General features: G+C 65.9%; 17 protein-coding genes. 5 read left to right on the top strand and 12 right to left on the bottom strand.

All coding sequences use genetic code 11. The features are described from left to right. Positions 1 to 75: 75 nt before the first annotated feature. The 10 genes from PM1_RS02445 to PM1_RS02405 form a co-directional block, all read right to left on the bottom strand. Positions 76 to 531, bottom strand: a complete 456-nt coding sequence (locus tag PM1_RS02445; RefSeq protein ID WP_152604442.1) for a DUF6911 family protein — start codon at positions 529 to 531, stop codon at positions 76 to 78. Beyond that, the gene (locus PM1_RS02440) at positions 528 to 3146 is read right to left on the bottom strand and encodes a hemagglutinin repeat-containing protein (RefSeq protein WP_009613382.1); all 2619 of its coding nucleotides are present in this window, start codon (positions 3144 to 3146) and stop codon (positions 528 to 530) included. The genes PM1_RS02445 and PM1_RS02440 overlap by 4 nt, the downstream gene beginning before the upstream one ends. A 158-nt stretch (positions 3147 to 3304) precedes the next feature. Further along, positions 3305 to 3658, bottom strand: coding sequence for an Imm2 family immunity protein (gene imm2, locus PM1_RS02435; protein WP_082996267.1), 354 nt, complete (start codon positions 3656 to 3658; stop codon positions 3305 to 3307). A 52-nt stretch (positions 3659 to 3710) separates the two neighbouring features. Beyond that, positions 3711 to 3878 (bottom strand): deaminase domain-containing protein, encoded by a 168-nt coding sequence (locus PM1_RS31270; RefSeq protein WP_141679757.1) that lies wholly within the window; start codon positions 3876 to 3878, stop codon positions 3711 to 3713. A gap of 236 nt (positions 3879 to 4114) precedes the next feature. After that, the gene (locus PM1_RS02430) at positions 4115 to 4330 is read right to left on the bottom strand and encodes a hypothetical protein (RefSeq protein ID WP_152604443.1); all 216 of its coding nucleotides are present in this window, start codon (positions 4328 to 4330) and stop codon (positions 4115 to 4117) included. A 106-nt stretch (positions 4331 to 4436) separates the two neighbouring features. Continuing rightward, entirely contained in the window at positions 4437 to 4829 is a 393-nt protein-coding gene (locus PM1_RS02425; RefSeq protein ID WP_152604444.1) for a hypothetical protein, read from the bottom strand. Further along, complete coding sequence (locus PM1_RS02420; protein WP_009613383.1) at positions 4829 to 14470, bottom strand: two-partner secretion domain-containing protein; 9642 nt, start codon at positions 14468 to 14470, stop codon at positions 4829 to 4831. The genes PM1_RS02425 and PM1_RS02420 overlap by 1 nt, the downstream gene beginning before the upstream one ends. A gap of 28 nt (positions 14471 to 14498) precedes the next feature. Then, on the bottom strand, positions 14499 to 16196 hold the full coding sequence (locus PM1_RS02415; RefSeq protein ID WP_009613384.1) for a ShlB/FhaC/HecB family hemolysin secretion/activation protein: 1698 nt from the start codon (positions 16194 to 16196) through the stop codon (positions 14499 to 14501). A 113-nt stretch (positions 16197 to 16309) separates the two neighbouring features. Continuing rightward, positions 16310 to 17374 (bottom strand): fatty acid desaturase family protein, encoded by a 1065-nt coding sequence (locus tag PM1_RS02410; RefSeq protein ID WP_009613385.1) that lies wholly within the window; start codon positions 17372 to 17374, stop codon positions 16310 to 16312. Positions 17375 to 17392: 18 nt separating this feature from the next. After that, on the bottom strand, positions 17393 to 18490 hold the full coding sequence (locus PM1_RS02405; RefSeq protein ID WP_009613386.1) for a ferredoxin reductase: 1098 nt from the start codon (positions 18488 to 18490) through the stop codon (positions 17393 to 17395). Between the two features lie 147 nt (positions 18491 to 18637). On the opposite strand from PM1_RS02405, the gene PM1_RS02400 reads away from it, so the two are divergent. From PM1_RS02400 to PM1_RS02380, 5 genes are all read left to right on the top strand, one after another. Beyond that, complete coding sequence (locus PM1_RS02400) at positions 18638 to 19273, top strand: TetR family transcriptional regulator (RefSeq protein ID WP_009613387.1); 636 nt, start codon at positions 18638 to 18640, stop codon at positions 19271 to 19273. A 487-nt stretch (positions 19274 to 19760) separates the two neighbouring features. Further along, the gene (gene ureE, locus PM1_RS02395) at positions 19761 to 20261 is read left to right on the top strand and encodes an urease accessory protein UreE (protein ID WP_009613388.1); all 501 of its coding nucleotides are present in this window, start codon (positions 19761 to 19763) and stop codon (positions 20259 to 20261) included. Continuing rightward, on the top strand, positions 20258 to 20932 hold the full coding sequence (locus PM1_RS02390; protein ID WP_009613389.1) for an urease accessory protein UreF: 675 nt from the start codon (positions 20258 to 20260) through the stop codon (positions 20930 to 20932). Before ureE ends, PM1_RS02390 begins: the two co-directional genes overlap by 4 nt. 11 nt (positions 20933 to 20943) lie before the next feature. Further along, positions 20944 to 21558 carry an urease accessory protein UreG gene (gene ureG / locus PM1_RS02385; protein ID WP_009613390.1) on the top strand — a complete coding sequence of 205 codons (615 nt, stop codon included), beginning with the start codon at positions 20944 to 20946 and terminating at the stop codon, positions 21556 to 21558. Positions 21559 to 21581: 23 nt separating this feature from the next. Further along, the gene (locus PM1_RS02380) at positions 21582 to 22154 is read left to right on the top strand and encodes a HupE/UreJ family protein (RefSeq protein ID WP_009613391.1); all 573 of its coding nucleotides are present in this window, start codon (positions 21582 to 21584) and stop codon (positions 22152 to 22154) included. Positions 22155 to 22428: 274 nt separating this feature from the next. Here the strand turns inward: PM1_RS02380 and PM1_RS02375 are convergent, their stop codons facing one another. Both PM1_RS02375 and PM1_RS02370 read right to left on the bottom strand, forming a co-directional pair. Next, complete coding sequence (locus PM1_RS02375; RefSeq protein ID WP_009613392.1) at positions 22429 to 23679, bottom strand: OprD family porin; 1251 nt, start codon at positions 23677 to 23679, stop codon at positions 22429 to 22431. A gap of 96 nt (positions 23680 to 23775) precedes the next feature. Beyond that, entirely contained in the window at positions 23776 to 25251 is a 1476-nt protein-coding gene (locus tag PM1_RS02370) for an aldehyde dehydrogenase family protein (protein WP_009613393.1), read from the bottom strand. Positions 25252 to 25262: the final 11 nt, after the last annotated feature.

Here is a 25262-nt window from a genome sequence, read left to right as displayed (position 1 = left end):
GTAGGTCTGCTCGCTCCGGTTCTCGTTCTGTGCGGCGAGGATGTTGACGTTCTGCCCTATGAGGTTGATGTCCTTTTATGGCTTAGGGTTCCACGGAGAACGCATTTGAGATAGCCCCGCCTGTAAATCTCCCGTTTCATAAAGCTCCTTGAAAATAGCTTTTGCTACTGAGATGTCCGTGCAAACCGTTCGGGCATCCCAATCATCATCACCAAACCTGACCACGCCTCTAAAAGTTGAGTCAGAAAGCTCCCACCACTCAAGATATTCTTCCTTAGGATTAGGCGAGCGAGTTAGTACCACCAACCTAAACCTTCCCGGCAAGGAATCCATTGATAGCTCTCGAATTAAGGAGCTCTTCGGAGCTACAACTATTACTCTAACAAATCCGCCAGACACGAAAACCTTATTGATGCCCATCTCTAGGCTTTCCCAAACAGGCTGCTCAACAATTACTGCCGGTGGAGGTGTTATTTTATCTAAGTAACATAGCTCCAAGTAAACCTTGTTATCTTCTTCATCATAATTCATTCTTTCCACCCGTCAACACCGCGAGTCCAAGTAAAAGTCCTACCACTTTCAGCCTCAACAAGTTTCAGGCTATTTAACCCCGAACGCTCTGCCGCAGCCATTATATTGGTGGAAGACCGACAAAAGGAGCAGATTCGTTCTCCCCGCACAACAATAGACATATTCTGCCCGGCAGTCACGCCTGCATCAAACGCTCTTTGGATGACTGCAACTTCAGCATGAGCATTTGCCATGGTCGAGTTGGGACTTCCAGGTGGAAGAAGATCCGCAATAAGCGTTGGCTTATTAGGATCAGCAACGATGGTAGGCCTCGCCGTCTGGTTAGTGTCTACCAGTACTTGCCCACCAACACTACCTTCCGCAGTAACGGTAACTGGAGCCTTCGCGCCTGGCAAAGTAGTACCAATAAGTTGGTCTTTTGCTTGAGCAGCTCGCAGATCGTTGTATAAGCCCTCTCTTGCTATTGCAGAAGTGGCCGGTATTTCAGCCGCCCCAGCTCCTTTTGAGGCGTTCCCCCCCGTCAAAATACTCTCTATAGCATCAGCCGAAAGCTTCTGCCCAATCTGCTGCTCCACCTCCTGCACAACGCGGACCTTAGTCGCCTGCTCGAGGGTGAGTTTTGCCCCTGCCGCGCCCACCATCCCAGCAGGTAGAGCTTCGCCGATCCCCATCTCGGTTACCGCGATGGTGGTTTCGTTAACACACAGAATGGGGTTGAGCTTGCAAGCCTCCACTGCTGCTCTCGCAACAGCGAGTATCGCCGGAGTACTGGCCGCTCCCGCAATGGCTACCGGCAAAAGTGCAAAGGTGGCGGCCACTTCAAGGCCGCCATTGGCCAATTGTTTGTTCTCGTAGTCCTGGCGGCACTGTTGACGTGCGGCTCCGCCACACCCCCCGCTCTGCACGTAAGCCTCGAATACACGGTCGAGGTATAGCCTGCCGCCGAACTCATTGTTCTCGACGGCGTTCTGTCCTCCTTTCGCACCGGCGACGGCACCCTCGGCTCCGCCTTCCAGCACCCCGCCCACCATGCCGCCCGCCAGCGAGGCCAGCGCCACCACTGTCTGCTTCTGTGCCTCGGTGAGGTCTTCGGAACCCTTGCCGTACAGTTGCTTGGCGATGGTTGATGCCAAACCCTCAGCAGTGGCCGCACCTGCCGCGCCCGCGACGGCGGAGTTGCCTTGGGCCTGAGCGACCAGCGCCCCCAGCACAGCATGGGCCATCAATTGCGCTTCGGTGTTTCCATCGGTGTAACGCTTGATGAGATTCGCAAGGTAGGGCGCCGAAGCTCCCGCCAGGGCTGCCCCCATATCTCCACCGGCAAGCCCTTGCAGCGCGGCGGTTATGGCCTGAGCAGCACGCTGCAAATCGCTGCCAGTGCCATAACGCGCCATCTCAGATTGGTAGATGGCGCTGTTCTCTATCTCTTCGCGCGTAGGGTTCGGAGTCCCGTTTTCGACTAGTTCCTCCCGCGCCTTGCTCTCGGCATTGATCTCCCCCTGCGTCCGAACGATATCCATCGCCTGGGTGCCGATCTCAGCGATCAGTTGCACCTGCTTCAGCCGGTTCTGTTCCTTCTCCTTGTCGAAGATCGGGCTGATGCTGCCGTTGGCATGCTCGACGTCGCGGCTCAGGCTGGCCAGGTCCTGCTGCTGGTTGGCCGGGTCGCGGATTTCGAGGGTGCCGTTGGAGATGGCCGAGCCGGTGGTGCCGCTGGCGCTGTCGCCGTGGTTGTAGGCCACCAGCATGCCGCTGGGCATGTTGCTGATGAATTTGCCGCTGCCATCGCTGCCATCGCTGCCATCGCTGCCACTGCTGATGCTGACGCTCTGTTGCTGGCTCTTGTAGTCGGCCTTGTTGTCGAGGCTGCTCCAGCCCAGGGTGCCGGTGCTCAGGCGGTTCTTGTCGGCTTCGGCGGTGCTGGCAATGACGCTGCCGTCCAGTTGCGTGTGGTTGCCCACGTCGATCTGGAAGCCGCCCTTGCCGGCGTAGAGGCCGGTCTGCTCCTGCACGCTCTTGTAGTTGGAGTCGATCTTGCTCTGGCTGGCACTGACGCTGGCGCTGCCGCCGGTGCCGATGATGGCGACGCTCGCCCCGGCGGAGACGTTCTTCTGCTTGGCGTCGTAGTAGTCGCTGTCCTGCAGGCTCTGCAGGGTCAGGTCGCGGCCGACGTTGGCGATGATCTGCTCGCCGTTGACCTGGGCGCCCTTGAGCGTGGTGTCGCGGCCGCTGACCAGCTTGACCTGGCTGCCGGCGTCCAGGGTGGTTTCCGTCCAGGTGGTGCCGGTGCCGATTTCCTTGCCCGAGCCCTGGTTGGCATTGGCGAAGATGCTCAGGCCTACCCCTTTGTCCGCCGAATACCCCACGCTCACGCCGACCGCGCCGCCGCTGCTCTTGTTCTTGCCATCGAGCTTCTGGGTGTTGGCGGCGGCTTCGAGCAGGATGTCGCGGTTGGCGGCCAGCAGCATGTCGTTGCCGGCCTTGAGCTGGCTGCCCTGGATGCGGATGTCGCCGTCCTGGCCCACGGCGCCGCTGACCGGCACGACGCGGTCGTAGCCATACACGAGGAAACGGGTACGGACGGTTCCGTCGGCCAGGTTGGAAGTGCAGATCATTCCGCTAGAGAAAAGCGGGACGTGTGGGCTTTAGGTCTTGACGTCAGGCCGGCTAATGGGTATCCCCTTTTCGTCAAGCGGCGGAGGTTCAGGCGGTAGAATTACAGCAGTAGAAACAAATAGCCCCGGCAGTGCCGGGGCTATTTTCATATTCGTAACTAATACAAACCTAAGACTTTAAGATCAGCTCTTAGCTCTGCTGCCTCTTCAGAAGGCAAACTCTCAAAGACAGAGGAAATATCAATCTCCGCAAGCAATCCAGAGATAGCATTAAGATGATATCTCTCAACCTCCTCCGAAGACCTACCTGCCGAGAGAACAAGTGCTAAAACCTCCAGCATTAACTTCTCAATTGGCATATCAAAGGAATTCTCAAGCTCCATATAGGCATAGCCTACTTCGCTTTCCCCTTCAATCCATGGGCTTTTATCACTAAGCTTCCCCCGGCAATAGCTGTAATAACTGCCTAGAAACCAAGCCCGGATTTCACCATAAGTCACGCGCTCTTCCATCACGGTGTCTTCCTCGGCGGGCGGAGCATGACTCCTTGGTTATCGAGAATGTTCACTGTGTATTTGGATACTTTGCTTTTAACTGTTCAGCTACGTTCAGACAGCTTGCGCAAGCAGCTTTCTCCGTAAGTATATTTACAGCTCCTCGTGCTGCGGTATTACTTAAGTAAGTGCCATTCAAATCTGCCCCCTTTTCGCGCCCTTTTGGGATATTACTCATCCTCCCCCTTACCCCTGGCCTTAAAGTAATTTATCAAAACCAAAACACATACTGCGCCAGTTGCAACCGCTCCCCCCCTCACCACATCAAACAGGGAAGACGCGAGAACATCCAGAACATCTATTACCTCCCCTCTTAACACTCTAACCAAGACAATACTAACTACAAATGCAAAAAACATCGCAGCACAGAAAATAAAAAAAGTACGGACAATAAACCAAACCCAAAACACTACTTTACTTCCTATCATTACTTAGCCCTCCAGAAGCTTCATCGCTCACCATCTCAGAAATCACCCCTCCCGTCACATTCCCTAGGATTTCATTAGTTCCTGAACCTAGTTCCTTAGGTAAATATCCCCCTGCATATTTCCCGAATACACTGCCAACCCCGGAACCTGCTCCAGCACCAATCACCGCAGGAATAAAAAAAGGGACAGATTTATTTATCACACCCTAATCCTGTCCAGTCGGCCAGCTTTAGAGTAGGAAAAATAAATCTGTCCCTTTTCGTCTCTTTTCGTCGGTCCCTTTTTCGTCGCCCTCCCTGCAGTCGACTTCATTCGACCATCTTTTTTAGAAATCGAAGCCCACCCTTATCTCGAACCACATACACTGACTCATACTGAAAAGACAGGATAAATCCAAAGTCTGTTTCCTCAGAGAGCCTAGTTAGAAACCCTTCAATATCAGACTGACTATAATCGAGAGCGCTTGCCCTACAATGAATTGCCCCCCTTATGCCGACCTTCCATGTAAGCTGGGCACCTTCAGCCACAACGTCATCAAATTCATCGGCATAACGAAACACGAAATGTGAGCCTGACTTATTAAACTCCCCCCATAATTCCTCTCCCTCATGCGAGAAGCACTCCCCCATATGAGAGAGCACCTTGGCCACATCATCAAGTTTCGCCCCCTTCTCCAACTCCAAAGACATTGTAATAGTCATCACCCACCCTTAATAACCTTAAACTCCCCATCTTTCATCAAGAACAATGTTTTCAGCCCTTGAATCGGACGACTTTCCAAGGCATTTGAGACTTGCTCTATGCTTAAGGGAGAATCCGCTAAGTTAATAACAACATTTGGAGCCTGTCTTTTGACTTTATCCTCTACGGTCATCAACACAGACCCTACACTACCAGTTCGTGGAGATGCTACATCTGCTATTTCACCATTGATACGAAGATCCGGATTTGCTTTATTTTTACCTATATTCGGAAGCTGCTCTACGTCATATCCAGCTTGTGCCAGCTTTATAGCAGCTTCATTTTGTCTGTCCAGTGACCGCACCATTTCTGGATTTGCATTTTTTGGGGGAACTTCAGGGTCTCCTTTCAAGGAACCTTTACTTGGCAAACCGCTGGATCCCGCCTCAGCGTCCGCCGAGACAGTGGAGGAGAATGGACTTTTCCCAATCGCCGATCCCTCAGCTACTACCCCATAAATCCCTAACCCATTGAGGATAGCCGTAGCTCCCCACAACACCTGCGCACCAGTGCTAGGCACCGCACCTGATATGGGGTTTTCTCCTCCTATCGCACGGTATAGCTGGCAGGCGGTCGCCGCTACACCAAAGCCACCGCAGCCAACATCGAATGCGTCCGCCGTCCATTTCTTAAGGGCAGCATCCGCTTGAGCCCCAATGCTCTGCTGTTGCGCTTTTCCTATCTGCGCCTGCTCGTCCGAGGCAGGGACCAGCTGCCACTCCTTGCCCTGATCAGTGACCAGTACTTGGTCGGTTACTTGGCAGAAGCCGTTGGACGACCCCACACAAGGGATAATCTCCCCAGGCTTGGTCTTGACCGTATTCTCTGGCCCCATGTCTGATGCGGGAGCGAGCAGTTCAGTCTCCAGCACACTGCGACCTTTTTCCCGCAGGGCCTGGATGTCCTTGCGCAATTGCTGGCAAAGGCCACTGTTAGACGCACCTCCCTGGCAATCGCGCTGGTACTGCACCTCCTTCAGCTTCAGGCTGATTTTCTCGTCAGTGGAAAGGTGGTTGTTCTCCACTGCATTCTTGCCAGCCTGAGCTCCCGCTATCGCGCCAGCACTATCACCTGTCAGAGCCCCGCCAATTAATCCGGCGGCGAGGGAAGAAAGCGCCGAGACCGTCTGCTTTTCGCTTTCCGTCAATTGCTCGGGGCTTTTGCCTGGATACAGCTGGGCGGCAATTAACTCGCCGGTTGCAGCACCTGCAGCACCAGCGGAGGCAGAATTTCCCTGCGCCTGGGCAACGACAGCACCCAATACCGCCTGGGCCATGATCCTCGCGGCGTCGTTGCCTGCGGTCTGCTCCTTGATCACGGTAGCCAAGTATGGCGCTGAGGCTCCGGCCAGTGCGGAACCGATATCGCCGCCAGCCAACCCTTGCAGCGCTGCCGTGACTGCCTGAGCCACCTGCTGGTACTTGCCGCCAGTGCCGAAGTCCTGCATTGCTGCCTTGTAGGCAGCACTGTTCTGGATCTGCTCCCGGGTCGGGTTATGGATCCCACTCTTGGCTAGCTCTTCTTTCGCCGCGTCAGTGGCATTGATCTCCCCCTGCGTCCGAACGATATCCATCGCCTGGGTGCCGATCTCAGCGATCAGTTGCACCTGCTTCAGCCGGTTCTGTTCCTTCTCCTTGTCGAAGATCGGGCTGATGCTGCCGTTGGCATGCTCGACGTCGCGGCTCAGGCTGGCCACGTCCTGCTGCTGGTTGGCCGGGTCGCGGATTTCGAGGGTGCCGTTGGAGATGGCCGAGCCGGTGGTGCCGCTGGCGCTGTCGCCGTGGTTGTAGGCCACCAGCATGCCGCTGGGCATGTTGCTGATGAATTTGCCGCTGCCATCGCTGCCACTGCTGATGCTGACGCTCTGTTGCTGGCTCTTGTAGTCGGCCTTGTTGTCGAGGCTGCTCCAGCCCAGGGTGCCGGTGCTCAGGCGGTTCTTGTCGGCTTCGGCGGTGCTGGCGATGACGCTGCCGTCCAGTTGCGTGTGGTTGCCCACATCGATCTGGAAGCCGCCCTTGCCGGCGTAGAGGCCGGTCTGCTCCTGCACGCTCTTGTAGTTGGAGTCGATCTTGCTCTGGCTGGCACTGATGCTGGCGCTGCCGCCGGTGCCGATGATGGCGACGCTCGCCCCGGCGGAGACGTTCTTCTGCTTGGCGTCGTAGTAGTCGCTGTCCTGCAGGCTCTGCAGGCTCAGGTCGCGGCCGACGTTGGCGATGATCTGCTCGCCGTTGACCTGGGCGCCCTTGAGCGTGGTGTCGCGGCCGCTGACCAACTTGACCTGGCTGCCGGCGTCCAGGGTGGTTTCCGTCCAGGTGGTGCCGGTGCCGATTTCCTTGCCCGAGCCCTGGTTGGCGTTGGCGAAGATGCTCAGGCCTACCCCTTTGTCCGCCGAATACCCCACGCTCACGCCAACCGCGCCGCCGCTGCTCTTGTTCTTGCCATCGAGCTTCTGGGTGTTGGCGGCAGCTTCGAGCAGGATGTCGCGGTTGGCGGCCAGCAGCATGTCGTTGCCGGCCTTGAGCTGGCTGCCCTGGATGCGGATGTCGCCGTCCTGGCCCACGGCGCCGCTGCCGGTGGCGAGGATGTTGAGGTTGTTCCCCGCGGTCAGGCTGCTGCCCTGGCTGACGCTCTGCTCCTGGGTCTGCTTCGAGCTGGACTTCTGCGAGCCGAGCGAGGCGCTGATGCCGAAGAACTGGCTGACGCCGCCCCCTTCGGTGCCCTGCTGCGCCGCCTGCCAGGCCTGCACGCCGGTCAGCCCGGCCTTGATGCCCTGCAGCGCGGAGAGCCGGCTGTCGTCTTCGTGCCTGGCCTGCTTGGCGGTCTGGTAGCCAGCGTCCATGGCACTGCCCACGGTGCCGGAGAGCGCCAGGGTCAGGCCACTGCTCTTGCTCTTGTAGGTCTGCTCGCTGCGGTTCTCGTTCTGTGCGGCGAGGATGTCGACGTTCTGCCCGATGAGGTTGATGTCCTTGCCGGCGACCACGTCCGAACCGCGGATGGTCAGGTCCTTGCCGGCCTGGATGTCGACGTTGCCCAGCACGCTGCCGATGGTGCTGCCGCGGGTCTGCTCGCTGTGGCTGGTCTGGGTGGCCTGGGTACTGGCCGAGCCAATGGTGAAGCCGAGCCCGCCGCTGCTCATCACGCCGGACTTCTTCTTCGACTCGGCGTGGCTGGTCTCGCTGGTTTCGGTGGCGCCGTCGATCAGCACGTTGCGCCCGGCCAGCAGGCTGGTGCCGTTGGTGGAGGCCACGTCGCTGCCGCTGACACCGATGTCCTGGCCGGCGCGGATGGCGATCTTGTCGGCGCTGACCAGCGAACCTTTCTGGGTGGTGTAGAGGGAAGTGTCCTCGGTCTTTTTCTCGGAGCTTGAGAGCAGCCCATGGCTGCGTTTGGTCTTGCTCAGCGCATGGCTGTCGGTTTCCGCCGCTGCCTGCAGGTTCACGTCGCGGGAGGCGTATAGGTAGGCCTCGTTGCTGGCGCTGATGGTGCTGGCGGTCAGGTTCAGGTCCTGCCCGGCGCTGGCCACCAGGTCGCCGCCCGCTGCCAGTTCCGCGCCGAGCTGGCGGGTCTGCCCGGTCTGTTCGACGGTGCGGCTGCTGCTGGCCTTGCTGCGGACTTCGACGCTGGCGGCGTCTTCGACAGCGCTCAGGTTGATGTCGCGACCGGCAGCGGCGGTCAGGTCGCCCTTCGCGCTCGCCTGGCTGCCCACGACGTTCAGGTCACGCCCCGCATCCAGCACCAGGTCGCCCCCGGCCGTCAGGCTGGAGCCATGGTTCTGCGCGACCGTGGTGGTGGTGACGTGGTGCCCGCCCTGCTGGATGTCGCGCAGGCGGCTGGCGTCGGTCACGGCTTGCAGGTTGATATCGCGGCCGGCGCCGAGGTAGCTGTCGCCGCCACTGGCGAGGCTGCCGCGGTTGGTGATGTCGCGGCCGGCATCCAGGCTGAGGTCGCTGCGCGCGCTGATGCTCGCGCCGGCGTCTAGGAAGCTGCGGTATTCGTCGCCGCCGATGCCGGCGGTAACGGCGGTGCGGTCGTTGACGATGTCGCCCTTGAGCGCGGTGAGGTCCACCTGCTCGCCGCGGATCTGCCCGGCCAGGGCGTTGCGGATGCTGTCGCCGGCCAGCAGGCTGACGCGCTGGCCGGCGTCCATCAGGCCGCCCTGGAGGATGCTGCCGCCGGCGCTGGCGCTGAGGTCTTCGCTGGCGCGCAGGGTGCCGACGTTGACCAGGTCGCCGCCGGCCATGAGGTTGAGGTCGCGGCCCTGGATCAGGCTGCCGCCGCGCAGGTTGCGCGCGTCGGTCTGGGCCAGGTAGACCACCGGGACCAGCACCTGCTGGCCGTCGATCACGCGGGTTTCCATCCACACGATGTCGTGGGTCAGCGCCGCCACCTGTTCGGCGGAAAGGCCCACGCCAACGCTCAGCTGCAGCGCGTCCTTGGCAGCCAGGGCGTTGTCCATCAGGTACTGGAACTGGTCGTAGTCGCTGGTCAGGCCGTCGAGGAAGCGCTGGCCGGTCTGGGCCTGGATGGCCTCGCGGATCAGGCGGGTCTCGTAGGCGCCGTCACCCAGGCGCTTCCAGGCCTGGTCCGGGTCGAAGCCGAGCTTGCCGAGCAGGTAGTCGGAGTTGAGGAAGCGCCCCAGGTCGGTGAGCGCCGGGTTGGTTTCGATGAGGTAGTGGCTCTGCGGGTCCGGACTGCGGATGAACATCCCGTACTGCCCCTGGGGCAGGCGGAAGGTGTCGGCCGCCGTCGGGTCCACGGCGGCGAAGGGCACGCCGCTGTAGTCCACCGGGATGAAGCTGACCTGCTGGCTGCCGTCGGCGGCCGTGTGCGTCACGCTCTGCACGGTCTGCGGCCCACTAGCCTGGGCGTCGCTGGATTGTTTGTTGAGGGTCAGGTTGACCGTGCCGAGCTGCCCGCCCAGCAGGCTGCCGGCCAGTTGGCCGGTGAGCTGGGCGAGGCTGTATTCGCTGACGGTGCCGTTCTGCAGGTTGTGCGCCACGTTGAGGGTGACGCGGTTGCCGGCCTGCAGCGTGGCCGGCGCGGACTGGGCGCCGTCTTCGCTCCAGGTGACGACCGGGGTGCCGATCGCCCAGCGGTCGCCGTTGTAGATGGCCCAGAGCTGGTCGTACAGGTCCTGGTCGAAGGTGCCCGCGGCCATCTTGGTGTTGAAGGCGCGGGCCAGGTTTTCCATGGTGTCCCACTGGCCGGTGGGGATCTTGCCGTAGTCGCCCGGCACCACGTTGATGACCACCACCTTGTTGCCGGTGCGCGAGGTGTTGCCCTGGTTGAGCAGCGAGTCGGCGTTGATGGTCAGGTCGCCGTTGGCGGCGAGGGTGCTGTTGCGGTTTTCCACCGCGCCGGCGTCGATGGTCAGGTTGCCCCCGGCGGTCAGCCAGGCGGCCGGGCTGTTCTGGGTGATGCGCTCTGAGAGGGTTTCGTTGACGTCGATCTTGCCGCGCTTGAAGGAGTCGTGGCCGCCGCAGTGCTGGCCGCACTGCACGTCGAATTCGCCGAAGGTGGTGGTCTGTTCGAAGGCGAAGACGTCGCGGGCGTTTTCCAGGCTCGCCACATCGAGGTGGATGTCGCCTTGCGCCTCGATGGTGCCGGAACGGTTGCTCAGGCTCTGCGCCCGTCCGCCGTCCTGGCCGGCGAAGCTGAGGTTGCCCTGGCTGTAGAGGTCGCCGTAGCGGTTGCTCAGGCTGGCCGCGCGCAGGGTCATGTCGCCGCCGCTGAACAGCAGGCTGTCGGCGCCGTTGGCGATGCCCTGGCTGGTGATGTCCAGCGCGCCGAGGGCGCCGAGGGTGCCCGTGTTGTTCACTTGCGCGGCGCTGGCGTGCAGGGCCTGGTTGGCGATCAGCCAGCCCTGGTTGTCCAGGTTGCCGGCGAGGCTGAGCCGGGTGTCCAGGCCGCTGGCCAGGCGACCGCCTTGCTGGGTGAAGTTGCCGGCGTTCAGGGTGAGATTGCGCTGGGCGGAAAGCAGGCCGGCGTTGTAGGCGTCGCCGCCCAGGGTCAGGCCCAGGTCGCCGTCGCTGAGCAGTTCGCCCTGGTTGTTCAGGTGGGCGGCCGTCACGCTCAGGTTGCCGGCGCTGGCGATGCGTTCGCCGGCGCCGACTTCCAGGCCCTGGCCGACACGCAGGTCGAGGGCGCCGTTGACGCGCATCTGCCCGGCATTGGCCACGCTGCCGAACTGCCATTGGCCCTCGCCCAGGCCGGTGAGCGACCCGGCGCCGACGAGGCTGCCCGCGCCCAGGCGGAACAGGCCGGTGCCGGCATGCTGGACCTGCCCCTGGCCGTTGAGCAGGGCTGCGCCGCTGCCCAGTTCGAAGGCCTGGCTGGCGACGCCGATGTTCCCGCCCTGGTTGTTCAGCTGGCCGGCGCTGCGGATGTGGCTGCTGTCGCCGCCGAGCGCGCGCAGGCGCCCGCCCTGGCTGTTGTCTAGCGTGCCGCTGTCCAGTTCCAGGTCGGTGGCCGATTCGATCAGGCCAGCCTGGTTGCTCAGCGCGCCGCTGCTGGCGAGCACGACGCGGCCGCCGCTCAGCTGGCCGCCGCCGTTGTCCAGTGTGTTGCCGGTGACGCTCAGCTCGCTTTTGCCGAACAGTTGGCCGCCCCGGTTGATGAGGTTGCCGACCACCAGTTCGAGCTTGCCGAGCAGGCTGACGATGCTGCCGGCCTCGCCGTCGGCCTGGCTGTTGTCGAGGCTCGCGGCGCCGATGGCGACGCTGTCGCCCTGCACGGTGCCGGCCTGGTTCTGCAGGCTGCCCGCCCCCAGCGCGGCGGTCACGGCGCCGCCCTGGGCATGGACCAGGCCCCGCTGGTTGTTCAGCGCGCCGGCCGTCACCGACAGGCCCGCGGCGCCCGCCAGTAAGCGCCCGGACGCGGAGTTGTCGACGCTGCCGGCAAGCACGTCGAGCCGCTCGCCGCGCAGGGTGCCGCCACGGTTGTCGAGCTGGCCGACGGCACGGGTGAACAGCAGAGCCTGGTCGCCTGCGTCGATCAGGCCGGTGGCGTTGTTCAGCACGCCATCCAGGCTCAGGCTCAGCTGTTCGCCATTACCCACCACCGCGCCGCCCTGGCTGTTGTCCAGGTTGCCGCCCAACAGCTCGACGCGCTGGCCCAGTACCACGCCGCCACGGTTTTCCAGCTGCGGCGCTTGTAGCCGCAGGCCCGCGTCGCTCTGGATGCGCCCCTGGTCGTTGGACAGGCGCTGTTGCGCCGTGAGCGCCAGGCCATCCGCGCCGGCGACCAGCAGCCCCTGGGCGCTGTTGTCGATGACGCTGGCGCTAGCCTGGATGCCATCGCCCACGATGCGGCCGCCGCGGTTATCCAGCGCCCCGCTGGTCTGCAGCAACAGCTGGACCCCGGCGAGGGCCCCCTGGCGGTTGTCCAGGCTGCCCGCCGTGACGTCCAGGTTGCCCTGCACCGATTGCAGGCGCCCCAACGCGTTGTTCAGCGCCTGGGCCACGGTCAGTTTCAGCGCGCCGTCGGCGCTCAGCGTACCGCCGGCGTTGTCGCTGATGCTGGCGAGGTCGGCCTGCAGCGTGCCGCCCAGCAACAGGCCGTTGGCGTTGTCGAGATCGCCGGCGGTCAGGGTCAGGGCGGAGCCGGCCTGGACCAACCCATTGCGGTTGGCCAGCGACTGGGCATTCAGGCTCAGCCGCTCGGCGGCCAGGGTGCCGCCGCTGTTGTCCACGGCCCCCTGGGAGGTCAGGTCGAGGCGCTGCGCCACCAGCTTACCGGCGGCGTTGGCGAGGTTGCCGACGTCCAGCAGCAGGGCGCCGCTGGCCTGGGCCAGGCCCTCGGCGTTATCGAAGGCGCCGCTCAGGCGCAGGTCGAGGTCGCCCCGCTCGGCGCTGAGAACGCCGCCCTGGCGGTTGTCCAGGCTGCTGCCGGCGAGGTCGATGGAGTCGCCGACCTGGGTTCCCGCCCGGTTGTCCACCGCCCCGGCGCTGATCCGCAGGGCCTGCGCGGCCTGCAGCTTGCCACCGGCGTTGTTCAGTGCGCCCTGGCTGTTCAGCGCCAGGTCGCCGCCGCTGGTGCCGATCAGGCCGCCGGCGTTGTCGATGCGCTGCGCGTCGATCCGCGCGCTGCCGGCGACGATGCGCCCCTGCTGGTTATCCAGCGTGCCGCCGGCCAGCGTCAGGCTGCCGCCGTTCACCTCCAAGCGACCGTTGCGGTTGTCCAGGCTGGTGAAGTTCAGGCTGGCCGCCTGGCCGTCGCCGAAGCGGACCAGGCCGCCCAGGTTGACCACGGCGGGGGCGTCGAGCAGCAGGCTGCGCTCGCCGATCAGCTGCGCGCTGTCGCCGAGGTTGTTGAACTGGCGGGTGCGCAGCGCGACTTCGCGCCCCTGCAGGGTCCCGCGGTTATCCAGTTGCCGGCGGGCGTCGACATCGATGCGCTCGGCGTAAGCCTGCCCCGCGTTGTCCAGGGTGTCGGCGGCCACGCTCAGGCTGCCGGTGGCATCCAGCCGGCCACGGTTGCCAACGTGGTCGGCGGCGATGTCCAGGCCCTGCCCGGCGATGCGCTGCTCCCCCTCGATGCCGGCGACGATCTGGCCAGCGTTGTCCAGGCTGCCGGCGCGCAGTTGCACGCCTTGCCTGGCCGCCAGGCTCTGCGCATTGCTCAGCGCCCCACTGGCCTGCACGCTGGCACTGCCCCCGGCATAGGTCGGGCCGTTCAGCGCCACGTCCTGGCCCTTCAGGGCGATATCACCGCTGGCCGCCACCTGGGCCAGTTCCAGCTTGCCGTTGGCGTCGATGCGGATGTCGCCGGCGCTGGCCGCCATGTTGCCGGCCAGTTTCACGCCCACGCCCTGTTCGGTGCCGACCAGGCGGATGGTGTTGGCGTACATGCCGCCCAGGGCGGAGCTGTCGATGGCCAGTTGCGGCTTGGCGCTGCCGTCGTCGGGTTTGGCGGTGGCGGCCAGGGTCTGCGCGTCCACCGTGTTGCGCCCGGCCACCACGGTGAGCTGCTTGGCGTACAGGTCGGCGTTGAGCTTGGCGCTGCGGGTGATCAGCTCGAACTGGTCGAGGTTGCTGGCGTTGAGCCCGGCGCCTTCGATGGCGATTTCGCCGCCATCCACGTCGTAGCCTTGCAGGCGCTCGCCGGCCAGGATCGGCTTGCCGGTGGTGAGGGTGGCGCGCGGGGTGTTGATGAAGCCGCAGCCGTTGCAGGTGATGCCGTGGGGGTTCGCGACTATGACGTGGGCGCCCTGCCCGGCCACTTCGGTGTAGCCCTTGAGTTGCGAGGGGCTACCGCCGGTGACTTCGTTGAGGATCTTCTGCGCCGCCTGGCCCTTGAGGTTGGGGTTGCCGATGACGATGCCGCCCAGTTGGGTGCTGGCGGTCTTGCCGGTGGCGTTGTTGAGGATCAGGCCCTGCTGGCCGACGTTGTAGTCGCTGAATTTATTGTGCGAGAGGCCGCTGCCATTGGGCGTGGCGATGTTGACGATGGGCACGCCGTTGCCCGCCGCGCCGATCTGCGTGTTGCCACCGGCGGCCGCATCCACCGCCAGTTGGGCGGCAGCCGCGACTATGGGGTTGAGGAACAGAAGGCCGGCCAGGGCGCTGGCGATGGCTTGGTAGAAGGGGCGGCGGATGTCCATGTCCTGGGGTCTCCGTGGTGCTGCGGCGTCAGAAGAACAGGTCGACGCGGAAGTAGACCGGGTGTTCGCGTTTGTCGATCACGCTGGGCCGCTCCAGGGAGCGGGCGAAGCTCAGGGTCGCGGCCAGGTACTGGCCGCGGGCGTTGAACTCCAGCGCGTGGCCGCTCAGGCGGCCGTGCAGTTCGGGGTTGTAGCGGTCGTGCGCGATGGCGCCGAAGTCGTAGCCGTAGCCCACCCCGTACTCCTGCAGCCAGGGCTGCAGCGCCACCCAGGTCACCGGGCGGCGCCAGCGCAGCTGGTTGCGCCAGTAGTAGCCGCTGTCGCCGGACAGGCTCTGGTCCTTGAAGCCGCGCACCGAGTTGAGCCCGCCGAGGCTGATGCGCTGCGGGCTGTAGAGCACGTCCTCGCTCTTCTGCGCGGTGGCCAGGGCGTCGAAGCTGAAGTTCTCGCCCCACAGCTGGAAGGGCTGCAGGTAGCTGAGGGTGAGGGTGTATTTGTCGTAGCGGGCGTGGGGCTGGTAGGGCTGCGGGTCGTGCTCGCCCTGGGCGCCGAGCGCGCCTATGCCCTGCTGCCAGCCGGCGTCGAGGTTGACGAAGGCGCTGCCGATGCGCCGGCCGTGGTTGAAGCCCAGCTGGCCCTCGGTGATGCGGCTGCTGGAGACGTCGAGCTTCTCGTCGTCGATGTAGTTGTTCGAGCGCACGTGGGCCAGGCCGAAGTTGACCGCGGTCTTGCTCAGGCTGTCGCGGTGCAGCACGCGCTCGGCGCCGAACTGGTGGGAGCGGCTGTCGCCGTCGAGCTTGAAGGCGAAGCCGCTGCCGTCGTTGCGGGTGCGGTAGTAGCTCTGGTTGTAGCTGTAGCTGAAGGTCCACCAGCCGTAGGGCAGGCTGTAGAACAGGCCCTGGTTGTCGGAGTGCTTCCAGTGGTCGCTGACCACGTCCTCGGCCACCCGCAGGCCGAGCTGGTCGGCCAGGCCCAGCGGGCTGTCCCAGTCCAGGCCCAGGCCGGCCTGCTGCTCGCCGCTGCTGCGGTCGCCGTTGTTGTCGCGGAAGGCCGAGACGCGCCAGGGCTTGCCGCGCTCGCCGGCCAGCTGCACGCGGCTGCCGCCGACCTGCTCGCCGGGCACCAACTCCACTTGCGCATGGCGCGAGGGCAGGCGGTTGACCTGGTCCACCAGCTGTTCCAGCTCGCGCAGGTCGAGCACCTCGCCGGTCTTGCCGGGGAAGCCCATGGCCAGTTCGCGCGGGCTGGCCACGGCGGAGTCGTCGAAGCCTTCCAGGCGGCCTTCGACCACGATGATTTTTAGCGCGCCGCCGGAGAGGTCCTGCTGCGGCAGGTAGGCGCGGGTGGTGACGAAGCCACGGGCCAGGTAGTGGTCGGTGATGGCCTTGAGCAACGCATTGAGCTGGGCCACGCCCAGGCACTGGCCGCGGTAGGGCGCCAGCAGGCGCTCGCGGGTGGCGGCGCCGAGGTGCCCGGCGCCTTCCAGGGTGATGTCGCGGATATCGAAGCAGCGCGTGTCGGCGGGCTGCTCGGCGGGGGCCTGCGGCGCGGCCTTGCCGGGCAGCTGCTGCAGCTCCTCCAGGCGCTTCTGCTGTTCGCGCAGCAACTGCTCCTGGCGGTCGCGTTGCAGATCGCGGTCGCCGGGGGTGGTCAGCGGCGCGGCGGAAACATCCAGAACGACGGCCAGGGCCAGGCCCAGCGTCCAGTAATGGGGAATGGACTTCATCCCTTCGATCCCTCGACTACGACATCCGGTTACAAAACCGGGCCGATTAAATCATGGCCAATTGATGTTGAGGGAGTGTCATTCGGCGACTGGTTTCTCTTTTAGGACTATTCCTATGAAGCCGGCAGACGGTGAACCCAGATGCGCCGCAGCACCGTGGCGAATTGCCGCGACAGGCGCCCGCTGTTGTAGTGCTGGCCATAGCGCTCGGCTATCTGCCGCACTTCGCGGGCCAGTTCGGCATAGCGGCGCGCCGGCAGGTCGGGGAACAGGTGGTGCTCGATCTGGTGGCTGAGGTTGCCGGTGAGCAGGTGCAGCAGCGGCCCGCCCTCCAGGTTGCTGGAGCCGCGCAGCTGGCGCAGGTACCAGTGGCCGCGGCTCTCGCCCTGCAGCACGCTGGCCGGGAACACCGCGGCCTTCTCGGTGAAGTGGCCGCAGAAGATCACCGTGAAGGTCCACAGGTTGCGCAGCAGGTTGGCCACGAGGTTGCCGCAGAACACCGCCCAGAAGCCGCCGGCCAGCAGGCCCAGCAGGGGGAAGGCGAGGTAGTCCCTGGCCCACTGGCGGCCGAGCTTGGCGTTGAACTGGCGCAGCAGCGGGCGCAGTTCGTCCTTGCCCAGGCGGCCCTTGAAGTACTGGTCCAGGCGCAGGTGCTGGATGGCGACGGCGTACTGGAAGAGCACGGCCTGGATCGTCACCCACAGCGGCTGCCAGCGGTAGAAGGGCTTCCACTTCTGCTCGGGGAACAGGCGCACCACGCCGTAGCCGACGTCGTCGTCCTTGCCCAGGACGTTGGTGTAGGTGTGGTGGATGTGGTTGTGGGTGTGCCGCCAGAAGTCGGAGGGGCCGGCGATGTCCCATTCGTACTGGCGCCCGGCGAATTCCGGGTCGTTCATCCAGTCGTACTGGCCGTGCATGACGTTGTGGCCCAGCTCCATGTTCTCGAGGACCTTGCCCAGGCCCAGGAGCAGGCTGCCGAGCAGCCAGGTGGAGGCGGACCAGCCGCACAGCAGTAGCGCGCGACCGGCCCAGCAGCAGGCGCGCACGGCGCTGCGCACGCGGCGGATGTAGCGGGCGTCGGCGGCGCCGAGGTCGTCCAGGGTGCGTTGGCGCAGGGCGTCCAGTTCGGCGCCGAAGGCGGCCAGCTCGGCCGGGGTGAGGTCGCGGTCTTCGCGCATGCTGGGGTTCCGGGGAGGCTAGAGGTCGAGGCTGACGTCGCCCTGCGGGGCGCTGACGCACAGGCGGATGGGTTGCTGCGGCTCGCTGTGCAGCGCGCCGCTGCGCAGGTCGCGCACGCTGCCGGCGAGCAGGGTGCAGGTGCAGCTGGCGCAGATGCCCTGGCGGCAGCCGTGGGCCGGGCGCAGGCCGACGGCCTCGGCCTGTTCCAGCAGGCTGCGCTGGTTGTCGCCGGCCACCTGGCGGCCGCTGCGGGCGAAGTGGAGATGGACCTCGTGGCGGGCCTCGTCGGTGGACCAGGCGGGCGCGCTGAAGGCTTCCCATTGCAGGCTGGCGGCGTGGGGTTCGAGGTGGTCGCGCACGGCGCCGACGAAGCCGGCCGGGCCGCAGGCCAGCACGTGCCCGGCGGGCAGGCTCTGCAGGTGTTCGGCGTGGAAGCGCCCGCGCAGTTCGCCGGCCTGCGCCGCGCCGCCGCTGATGGCCCAGCGCGGGCGGAAGTTGGGGTACTCGCGGGCCAGGGCTTGCAAGCGCTCGACGAAGGCACGCTGGCTGCGTTCGCGCACATAGTGCAGCAGCGTCACCGGGCCGCGGTAGCCGTCGGCCAGGGCCTGGCGCAGCAGGCCGAGCAAGGGTGTCAGGCCGCTGCCGGCGGCCAGCAGCAGCACGCCGCGTTCGTCCTGCGGCCAGTGCAGTTCGCCGCCCGGCGCGCCCAGTTCCAGCACGTCGCCGACGCACAGCCGGCCCAGCAGCAGCGGCGAGACCCGCCCGCCGGGTTGCAGCTTCACCGCGATCTCCAGGCATCCGTCCTCTTCGGCGATCAGGCTGTAGCTGCGCCCCAGGCGCACGCCGTCGTGCTCGATGAACAGCTGCAGGTGCTGGCCCGGCCGCGCGCCGCGCCAGTTGGCATTGGGCCGCAGGCGCAGGGCGAGCATGTCGTCGGCCACCCACTGGCGGCCTTCGACGCGGGCGAACACCCGGTTCAGCGCCCAGGCCGGGTTGAGCATGGCCAGCACGGCATCGACGTCGGCCTCGCGCAGCCAGCGCTGGCGCACCAGCACACGCAGGGGGCCGAGCAGCGGGCGCAGGGCACGCAGCCAGGCCAGGGGAAGCAGGGACATGGACGGCATCCAGACAGTAAACACTTGTTCACTAAACTGGCATGCCGCTACTTCTCAGTCAACAGTCGTTCACTGAAGTGGTCGGCGCAGTCGCCGATTTCCCCGGCCATTTGCTAGAGTGCCGGGGCCCCTGCCATGGAAGCCCCGATGTCCTTTCCCCGCGCCGAACAGAAACAGCAGACCCGCCAGGCCCTGATGGACGCCGCGCGCGGCCTGATGGACAGCGGCCGCGGCTTCGGCAGCCTGAGCCTGCGCGAGGTGGCGCGCGCGGCGGGCATAGTCCCGGCCGGTTTCTACCGGCACTTCGCCGATATGGACGCTCTGGGCCTGGCCCTGGTGGCCGACGTCGACGAGACCTTCCGCCAGACCCTGCGCGCGGTGCGGCGCAACGAGTTCGAGCTGGGCGGGGTGATCGAGGCCTCGGTGCGCATCTTCCTCGACGCGGTGAGCGCAAACCGCACCCAGTTCCTGTTCCTGGCCCGCGAGCAGTACGGCGGCTCGCTGCCCATCCGCCAGGCCATCGGCACCCTGCGCCAGCGCATCACCGACGACCTGGCGGCGGACCTGGCGCTGCTCAACAAGCTGCCGCACCTGCAGGCCCAGGACCTCGACGTGCTCGCCGACCTGGTGGTGAAGACGGTGTTCGCCACCCTGCCCGAACTGATCGACGCGCCAGCCGAGGCGCTGCCGGCGCATCTGACGCCGGAGGCCAAGGTTACCCAGCAGCTGCGTTTCATCATGATTGGTGCAAAGCACTGGCTGGGGATCGGGGCGCGGGGCTGAGGCTGGGGCTTCCTTGTAGGAGCGAGCTTGCTCGCGAACCAGCCGGTGGCACCTGCGCACGGGTTCAACTCCGCTCCCTCTCCCCAGCCCTCTCCCTGAAGGGAGAGGGGGCTTGTCCGTGCCGGCTGACGGCAAGGCTTCAGTCGGATACCACGGCATCCGGCTAACTCCAGAGCCCCCAAGCGCTCCGAACGGTCCCCTCTCCCTTCAGGGAGAGGGTTAGGGAGAGGGAATGGAGCCAACCCCAAACACCGACGTCACCGGATAACTCCCTTTGCGAGCAAGGACTAGGCGTCCCCCTCGCTCCTACGAAAAACCCCATTCCGCCCCACATCGGTGCGCACCATTCCCGTGCGCACCAGCAACGCGCACGCGCACCATTGCTGACCACTCGGACAACCCGCCCAGCCCCCGCCATTGCTGGCCGCGCCCGGCCCTGGCAAGGCCCTTGCTGTAGCTCGGCCATTGCCTACTGCCGGACACCGCCATGCTGGTCATCCACCAACGCATCGAGCCCCGCGAGCGCTGGGACGCCGAACTGCACCTGAACTACGAGGCGCGCAGCAAGAGCCGCCTGCGCTGCTACAGCCGCGATGGCGAGGACGTCGGCCTGTTCCTCGAACGCGGCCAGCCGCCGCTGGCGGACGGCGACTGCCTGCTGGCCAACGACGGCCGCGTGGTGCGTGTGTGCGCCGCGCCCGAGCAGTTGATGCACGTGACCTGCGCCAGCCCCCGCGAGCTGAACCGCGCCGCCTACCACCTGGGCAACCGCCACGTGGCGCTGCAGGTGGGCGAAGGCTGGCTGCGCCTGCTCGACGACTACGTGCTCAGGGCCATGCTCGACCAGCTCGGCGCCACGGTGCAGGGCATCGAGGCGCCGTTCCAGCCCGAGCACGGCGCCTATGGCGGCGGCCATCACCATTCGCACCACGGCGAGGCGGAGTTCAACTACGCGCCGAAGCTGCACCAGTTCGGCGTGCGCAAGTGAGCAGCGCAGGCCTCTGGCCGTTGCTGCGCCTCGCCAGCCCGCAGTTGCCCATCGGCGGCTACAGCTATTCCCAGGGCCTGGAAGCCGCCCTGGAGCACGGCCTGGTGAGTGATGCCGACAGCGCCTTCGCCTGGCTGGCCGACCAGTTGCAGCTGAACCTGGCGCGCTTCGAGGGGCCGCTGCTGGCCGAGCTGCTGCGCGCCGCGCTGGCCGCCGACTGGGCCGCGCTAAGCGATGCCGCCGAACGCCACCGCGCCAGCCGCGAAACCCGCGAGCTGGCCCTGGAAAGCCGGCAGATGGGCTTTTCCCTGGCGCAACTGCTGGAGGCCCTGCCCGAGCTGGACGAAGCGGCCCGCGCCTGGCTCGCCGAGCAGCCGGAGCCCTCGCTGGCCGCCACCTGGGCGCTGGCCGCGCGGGCCTGGGGCCTGGACGTGGAGCAGGCCCTGGCCGCCTGGCTGTGGAGCTGGGCCGAGAACCAGCTCGCGGTGCTGATGAAGGCCCTGCCCCTGGGCCAGCTGGCTGCGCAGAAGCTCACCTCGCGCCTGCTCCCCGAACTCGAACGCGCCTGCGCCGCCGCGCTGGCGGAGGGCGCGCCCGGCGGCGCGCCCTTCGGCCTGGCCCTGGCGAGCATGCTCCACGAAACGCAATACAGCCGTCTGTTCCGTTCCTAGGAGAACCCCGCATGAACTCCCAACCCCTGCGCGTCGGCATCGGCGGCCCGGTGGGCTCCGGCAAGACCGCCCTGACCCTGGCGCTGTGCCACGCCCTGCGCGAGCGCTACAACCTCGCCGTGGTGACCAACGACATCTACACCCAGGAAGACGCCCAGTTCCTGGTGCGCAACCAGGCCCTGGAGCCGGAGCGGATCATCGGCGTGGAAACCGGCGGCTGCCCGCACACGGCGATCCGCGAGGACGCCTCGATCAACCTGGAGGCGGTGGACCAGCTCAACCGCCGCTTTCCGGGCCTGGAGCTGATCCTGGTGGAGTCCGGCGGCGACAACCTCTCGGCCACCTTCAGCCCCGAGCTGTCGGACCTGACGCTGTACGTGATCGACGTTTCCGCCGGCGACAAGATCCCGCGCAAGGGCGGCCCGGGCATCTGCAAGTCCGACCTGCTGGTGATCAACAAGATCGACCTGGCGCCAATGGTCGGCGCCTCGCTGGAAGTGATGGCGCGCGACGCGAAGAAGATGCGCGGCGAGCGGCCCTTCGTGTTCAGCAACCAGAAGACCGGCCAGGGGCTGGACGAAATCATCGCCTTCATCGAACGCCAGGGGCTGCTGACCGCGGCCTGAGAACAACCCACAAGGAGTCCCCCATGTCCCTGCGCAAAAGCCTCTTCGCCCTGGCGCTGTGCCTCGCCCCGGCCCTCGCCTTCGCCCACCCCGGCCACGGCGAGCACGGCCTGGCCGCCGGCGTGCTGCACCCGCTGACCGGCCTCGACCACCTGCTGGCGATGTTCGCCGTTGGCCTCTGGGCCGCCCAGCAACGGGGCGCGGCGCGCCTGGCGCTGCCCTGCACCTTCGTCGGCGCCATGCTGCTCGGCGGCCTGCTCGGCTTCGACGGCGTGCAACTGCCCTTCGTCGAGACCGGCATCGCCGCCTCGGTGCTCGCCCTGGGCCTGTGCGTGGCCCTGGCGGTGCGCCCGCCGCTGCCGCTGGCCATGGCCGTGACCGCGCTCTTCGCCCTGGCCCACGGCATCGCCCACGGCCTGGAGCTGCCGGAGCTGTCCAGCCCCTGGGCCTACGCCGCCGGCTTCGTCTGCGCCACTGCTGCGCTGCATGCCGCGGGCTATGCGCTGGTGCGCTTCCTGCCGCAGGCTGCGGCGCCGTTGGTGCGCGTGGCGGGCCTGGCCTCGGCGGGTGCCGGGGTGTGGTTGCTGGCGGGTTGATCGCGAATCCGGATTGAGAATCGCGGACGGAGTCCGCTCCTACGGGGGAGGAATACCGTGCCTCCCAGCAGCCTGTAGCGGGCCCTGCCCGCGATTCGCGCGCAGGGCGCGCTCCTACATGGAAATGAGCATGGGACGAAGCCATGGTGCTCTTCGTAGGATGGGTTGAGCTTGCGAAACCCATGCGGTCACGGTGATGGGTATCGCTTCGCTCAACGCCATCCTACGACGGCGCTAAGGCTCTTCGTAGGAGCGAGCCATACGCACCGATCCGTCAGAGCGAAATGGGGTAGTTGAAGATCACCCGCGTCTGGTCGAAATCGCTGTTGAAGCTGCGCCGGTTGCTGCCATGGTTGACGCGCACGTTGAGCTTCTTCAGCGGCCCGCTCTGCACGGTGTAGCCCAGCTCCAGGTCACGCTCCCATTCCTTGCCGCCGCGGCCCACCTTGGTGGTGGCGTTGTCGCCCTTGCCGTAGCGCACCATGCTCACCAGGCCGGGCACGCCCATCGCGGCGAAGTCGTAGTCGTAGCGCAGTTGCCAGGAGCGCTCGTCCTCATTGGTGAAGTTGCCGTTGAACATGTCGTTGCCCATGGTCCTGCCGCTGCTGCCGTAGACCGACTGCCAGCCACCCTCGCCGCCGACCTTCTGCAGGCCGAGGTAGAGGGTATGCCCGCCATGGTTGGCCGAGAGCAGCGCATAGGCGGTGTGGCTGTCGATGTCGCCGGCCAGGGCGCGGCCGTCGTCGCGGTCGAAGAACAGGCCGAGGTTGGCGCCCAGCACCCAGTCGCCCACCGGCTGCTTGTGCAGCAGGTTGAAGTAGCGCTGGGTGTAGATGTCCTCCAGTTGCGCGTACCAGGCGCCGACCAGGGTGCGCTGGTCGTTGAAGCGGTATTCGCCGCCGGCGTAGTTGAAGGCATCGGACTTGGCCGTCGGCGCCGACCAGGACGACAGGTCCTGCATGTCCGCCGAATTGCGCAGGCTGACCTGGTCGTAGCGCCCGCCGTACAGGCTCACCCCGGCCCACTCGCGGGACACCAGCGCCGCGCCGCGGAAGGTCTGCGGCAGCAGGCGGCCATCGTCGTAGCGCAGCACCGGCACGTCCGGCAGCATCTCGCCGAGCTTCAGCTCGCCGGCCGACAGCCGCAGCTTGGCCGCCACCGCCACGCGCCCGTATTCGTCGGCAGCCTTGCCGTCGTCGTGCACCGGCAGCAGTTCCGAGCCGCTCTGCTCGCGGCTGCTGTTCAGCTTCACGCCGTACAGGCCCATGGCATCCACGCCGAAGCCCAGCGGCCCGCGGGTGTAACCGGAGCTGAACTTGAGGATGAAGCCCTGGGCCCATTCGTTGATCAGGCTCTTGCCGGCGCTGTGGTCGCGGAAGTCGCGGTTGAATGCGTAGTTGCGCAGCACCAGGTCGGTGCGCGAATCCTCGAAGAAGCCGCCCTCCTCGGCCAGTGCGGGCGCGCACAACAGCGGCAGGGCCACGCAGGCGAGGGACGGCAATACGGCGGTGTGACGGTTTTGCATTGTTATTGTTCTCCGTTTTTTTCGGGGTGCAGCGGCCCGCGGCGCGTCCGTGTGAGCGCGCCCTGGGCGGGGTGGGTGGCAGAACCGGCTAGGCGATCAGAACGGGTAGTGGCGCGCCTCCCGTTGCACGCTCACCCAGTGGTCGCGGGTGAATTCGTCTATCGCCCAGTCGCCGTTGAAGCGGCCCAGGCCGGAGTTCTTCTCGCCGCCGAAGGGCGCGTTGGCCTCGTCGTTGACCGGGATGTCGTTCACGTGGGTCATGCCCGCGCGGACCTTGCGGGCGAAGGCCACGCCGCGTTCCAGGTCGCGGCTGAACACGGCGCTGGACAGGCCGTACTCGCTGGCGTTGGCCAGCTCCAGGGCGTGGGCTTCGTCGCGGGCGCGCAGCAGGCCGATCAGCGGGCCGAAGATTTCGTCGCGGGCGATCTCCATGTCCGGGCCGACCTCGCCGTACACGTGGGGCGCCAGCAGTTGGCCCTGCACGCCGCCTTCGTACAGCGGCCTGGCGCCTTCGCGGCGGGCCAGGGCAACCTTCTCCAGCAGGCCTTCGAGCTGGCGGGCGTTGATGATCGGGCCGATGGCGGTCTCCATCGACTGCGGGTCGCCGACCTTCACCTGCTTCACGCGCTCGACGAAGCGTTCGGCGAAGGCGTCGTACAGCGCGTCGACCACGATGATGCGGTTGATCGCCATGCAGATCTGCCCCTGGTGCAGGAACTTGCCGAACACCGCGGCGTTCACTGCCTGCTCCAGGTCGGCGTCCTCCAGCACCACGAAGGGGCTGTTGCCGCCCAGCTCCAGGGCCACGTGCTTGAGGTGCGCGCCGCCGCTGGCGATGCGCCCGATGTTGCGCCCCACCGGGGTGGAGCCGGTGAAGGTCACCAGGCCCGGCACCGGGTGCTCGACGAAGGCGTCGCCGATCTCGCAGCCGGCGCCGACCACCACGCCGAGCACGCCGGCCGGCAGCCCGGCTTCCTCGAAGATGCGCGCCAGCAGCAGGCCGCCGCACACCGGGGTGTCGCTGGCCGGCTTGACCACCACCGCGTTGCCCAGCGCCAGGGCCGGGGCCAGCGAGCGCTGGGTGAGGTGCAGCGGGAAGTTCCACGGGCTGATGACGCCGACCACGCCGATGGCGCTGCGGTACACGCGGCTCTCCTTGCCGGGGATGTTGGAGTCGACGATGCGCCCGTGCACGCGGCTGGGGAAGGACGCCGACTCCAGGGTGATGCCCCGCGCCGCGCCCCATTCCAGGGTGGCCTTCAGGCGGGTGCTGCCGGACTCGCGGACGATCCAGTCGATGATCTCCTCGCGGCGCCGGTCGAACACCTCCACCACCCGGTGGAGCAGCGCGGCGCGCTCCGCCGGCGGCAGCGCGGCCCAGGCCGGCTGCGCTTCGGCGGCCTTGCGGTAGGTGGCATCCAGGTCCTCGCGGCTGGCCTGGGGGATTTCCGCCAGCAGGCTGCCGTCGTAGGGGTTGCTGTCGCGCAGCACCTTGCCGGCGCCGCCGGTGCGCCATTCGCCGGCGAGGGGTTGCAGGTGGAAGTCGGTGTAGGGGGTGTTGGCATCGCTCATGACAAAGCTCC

The organism is Pseudomonas sp. M1, from assembly GCF_022760135.1.
Classification (GTDB): domain Bacteria; phylum Pseudomonadota; class Gammaproteobacteria; order Pseudomonadales; family Pseudomonadaceae; genus Pseudomonas; species Pseudomonas citronellolis.
Note: the sequence above shows the minus strand (reverse complement) of the source record. Positions and strands in the feature narration are given on the sequence as shown.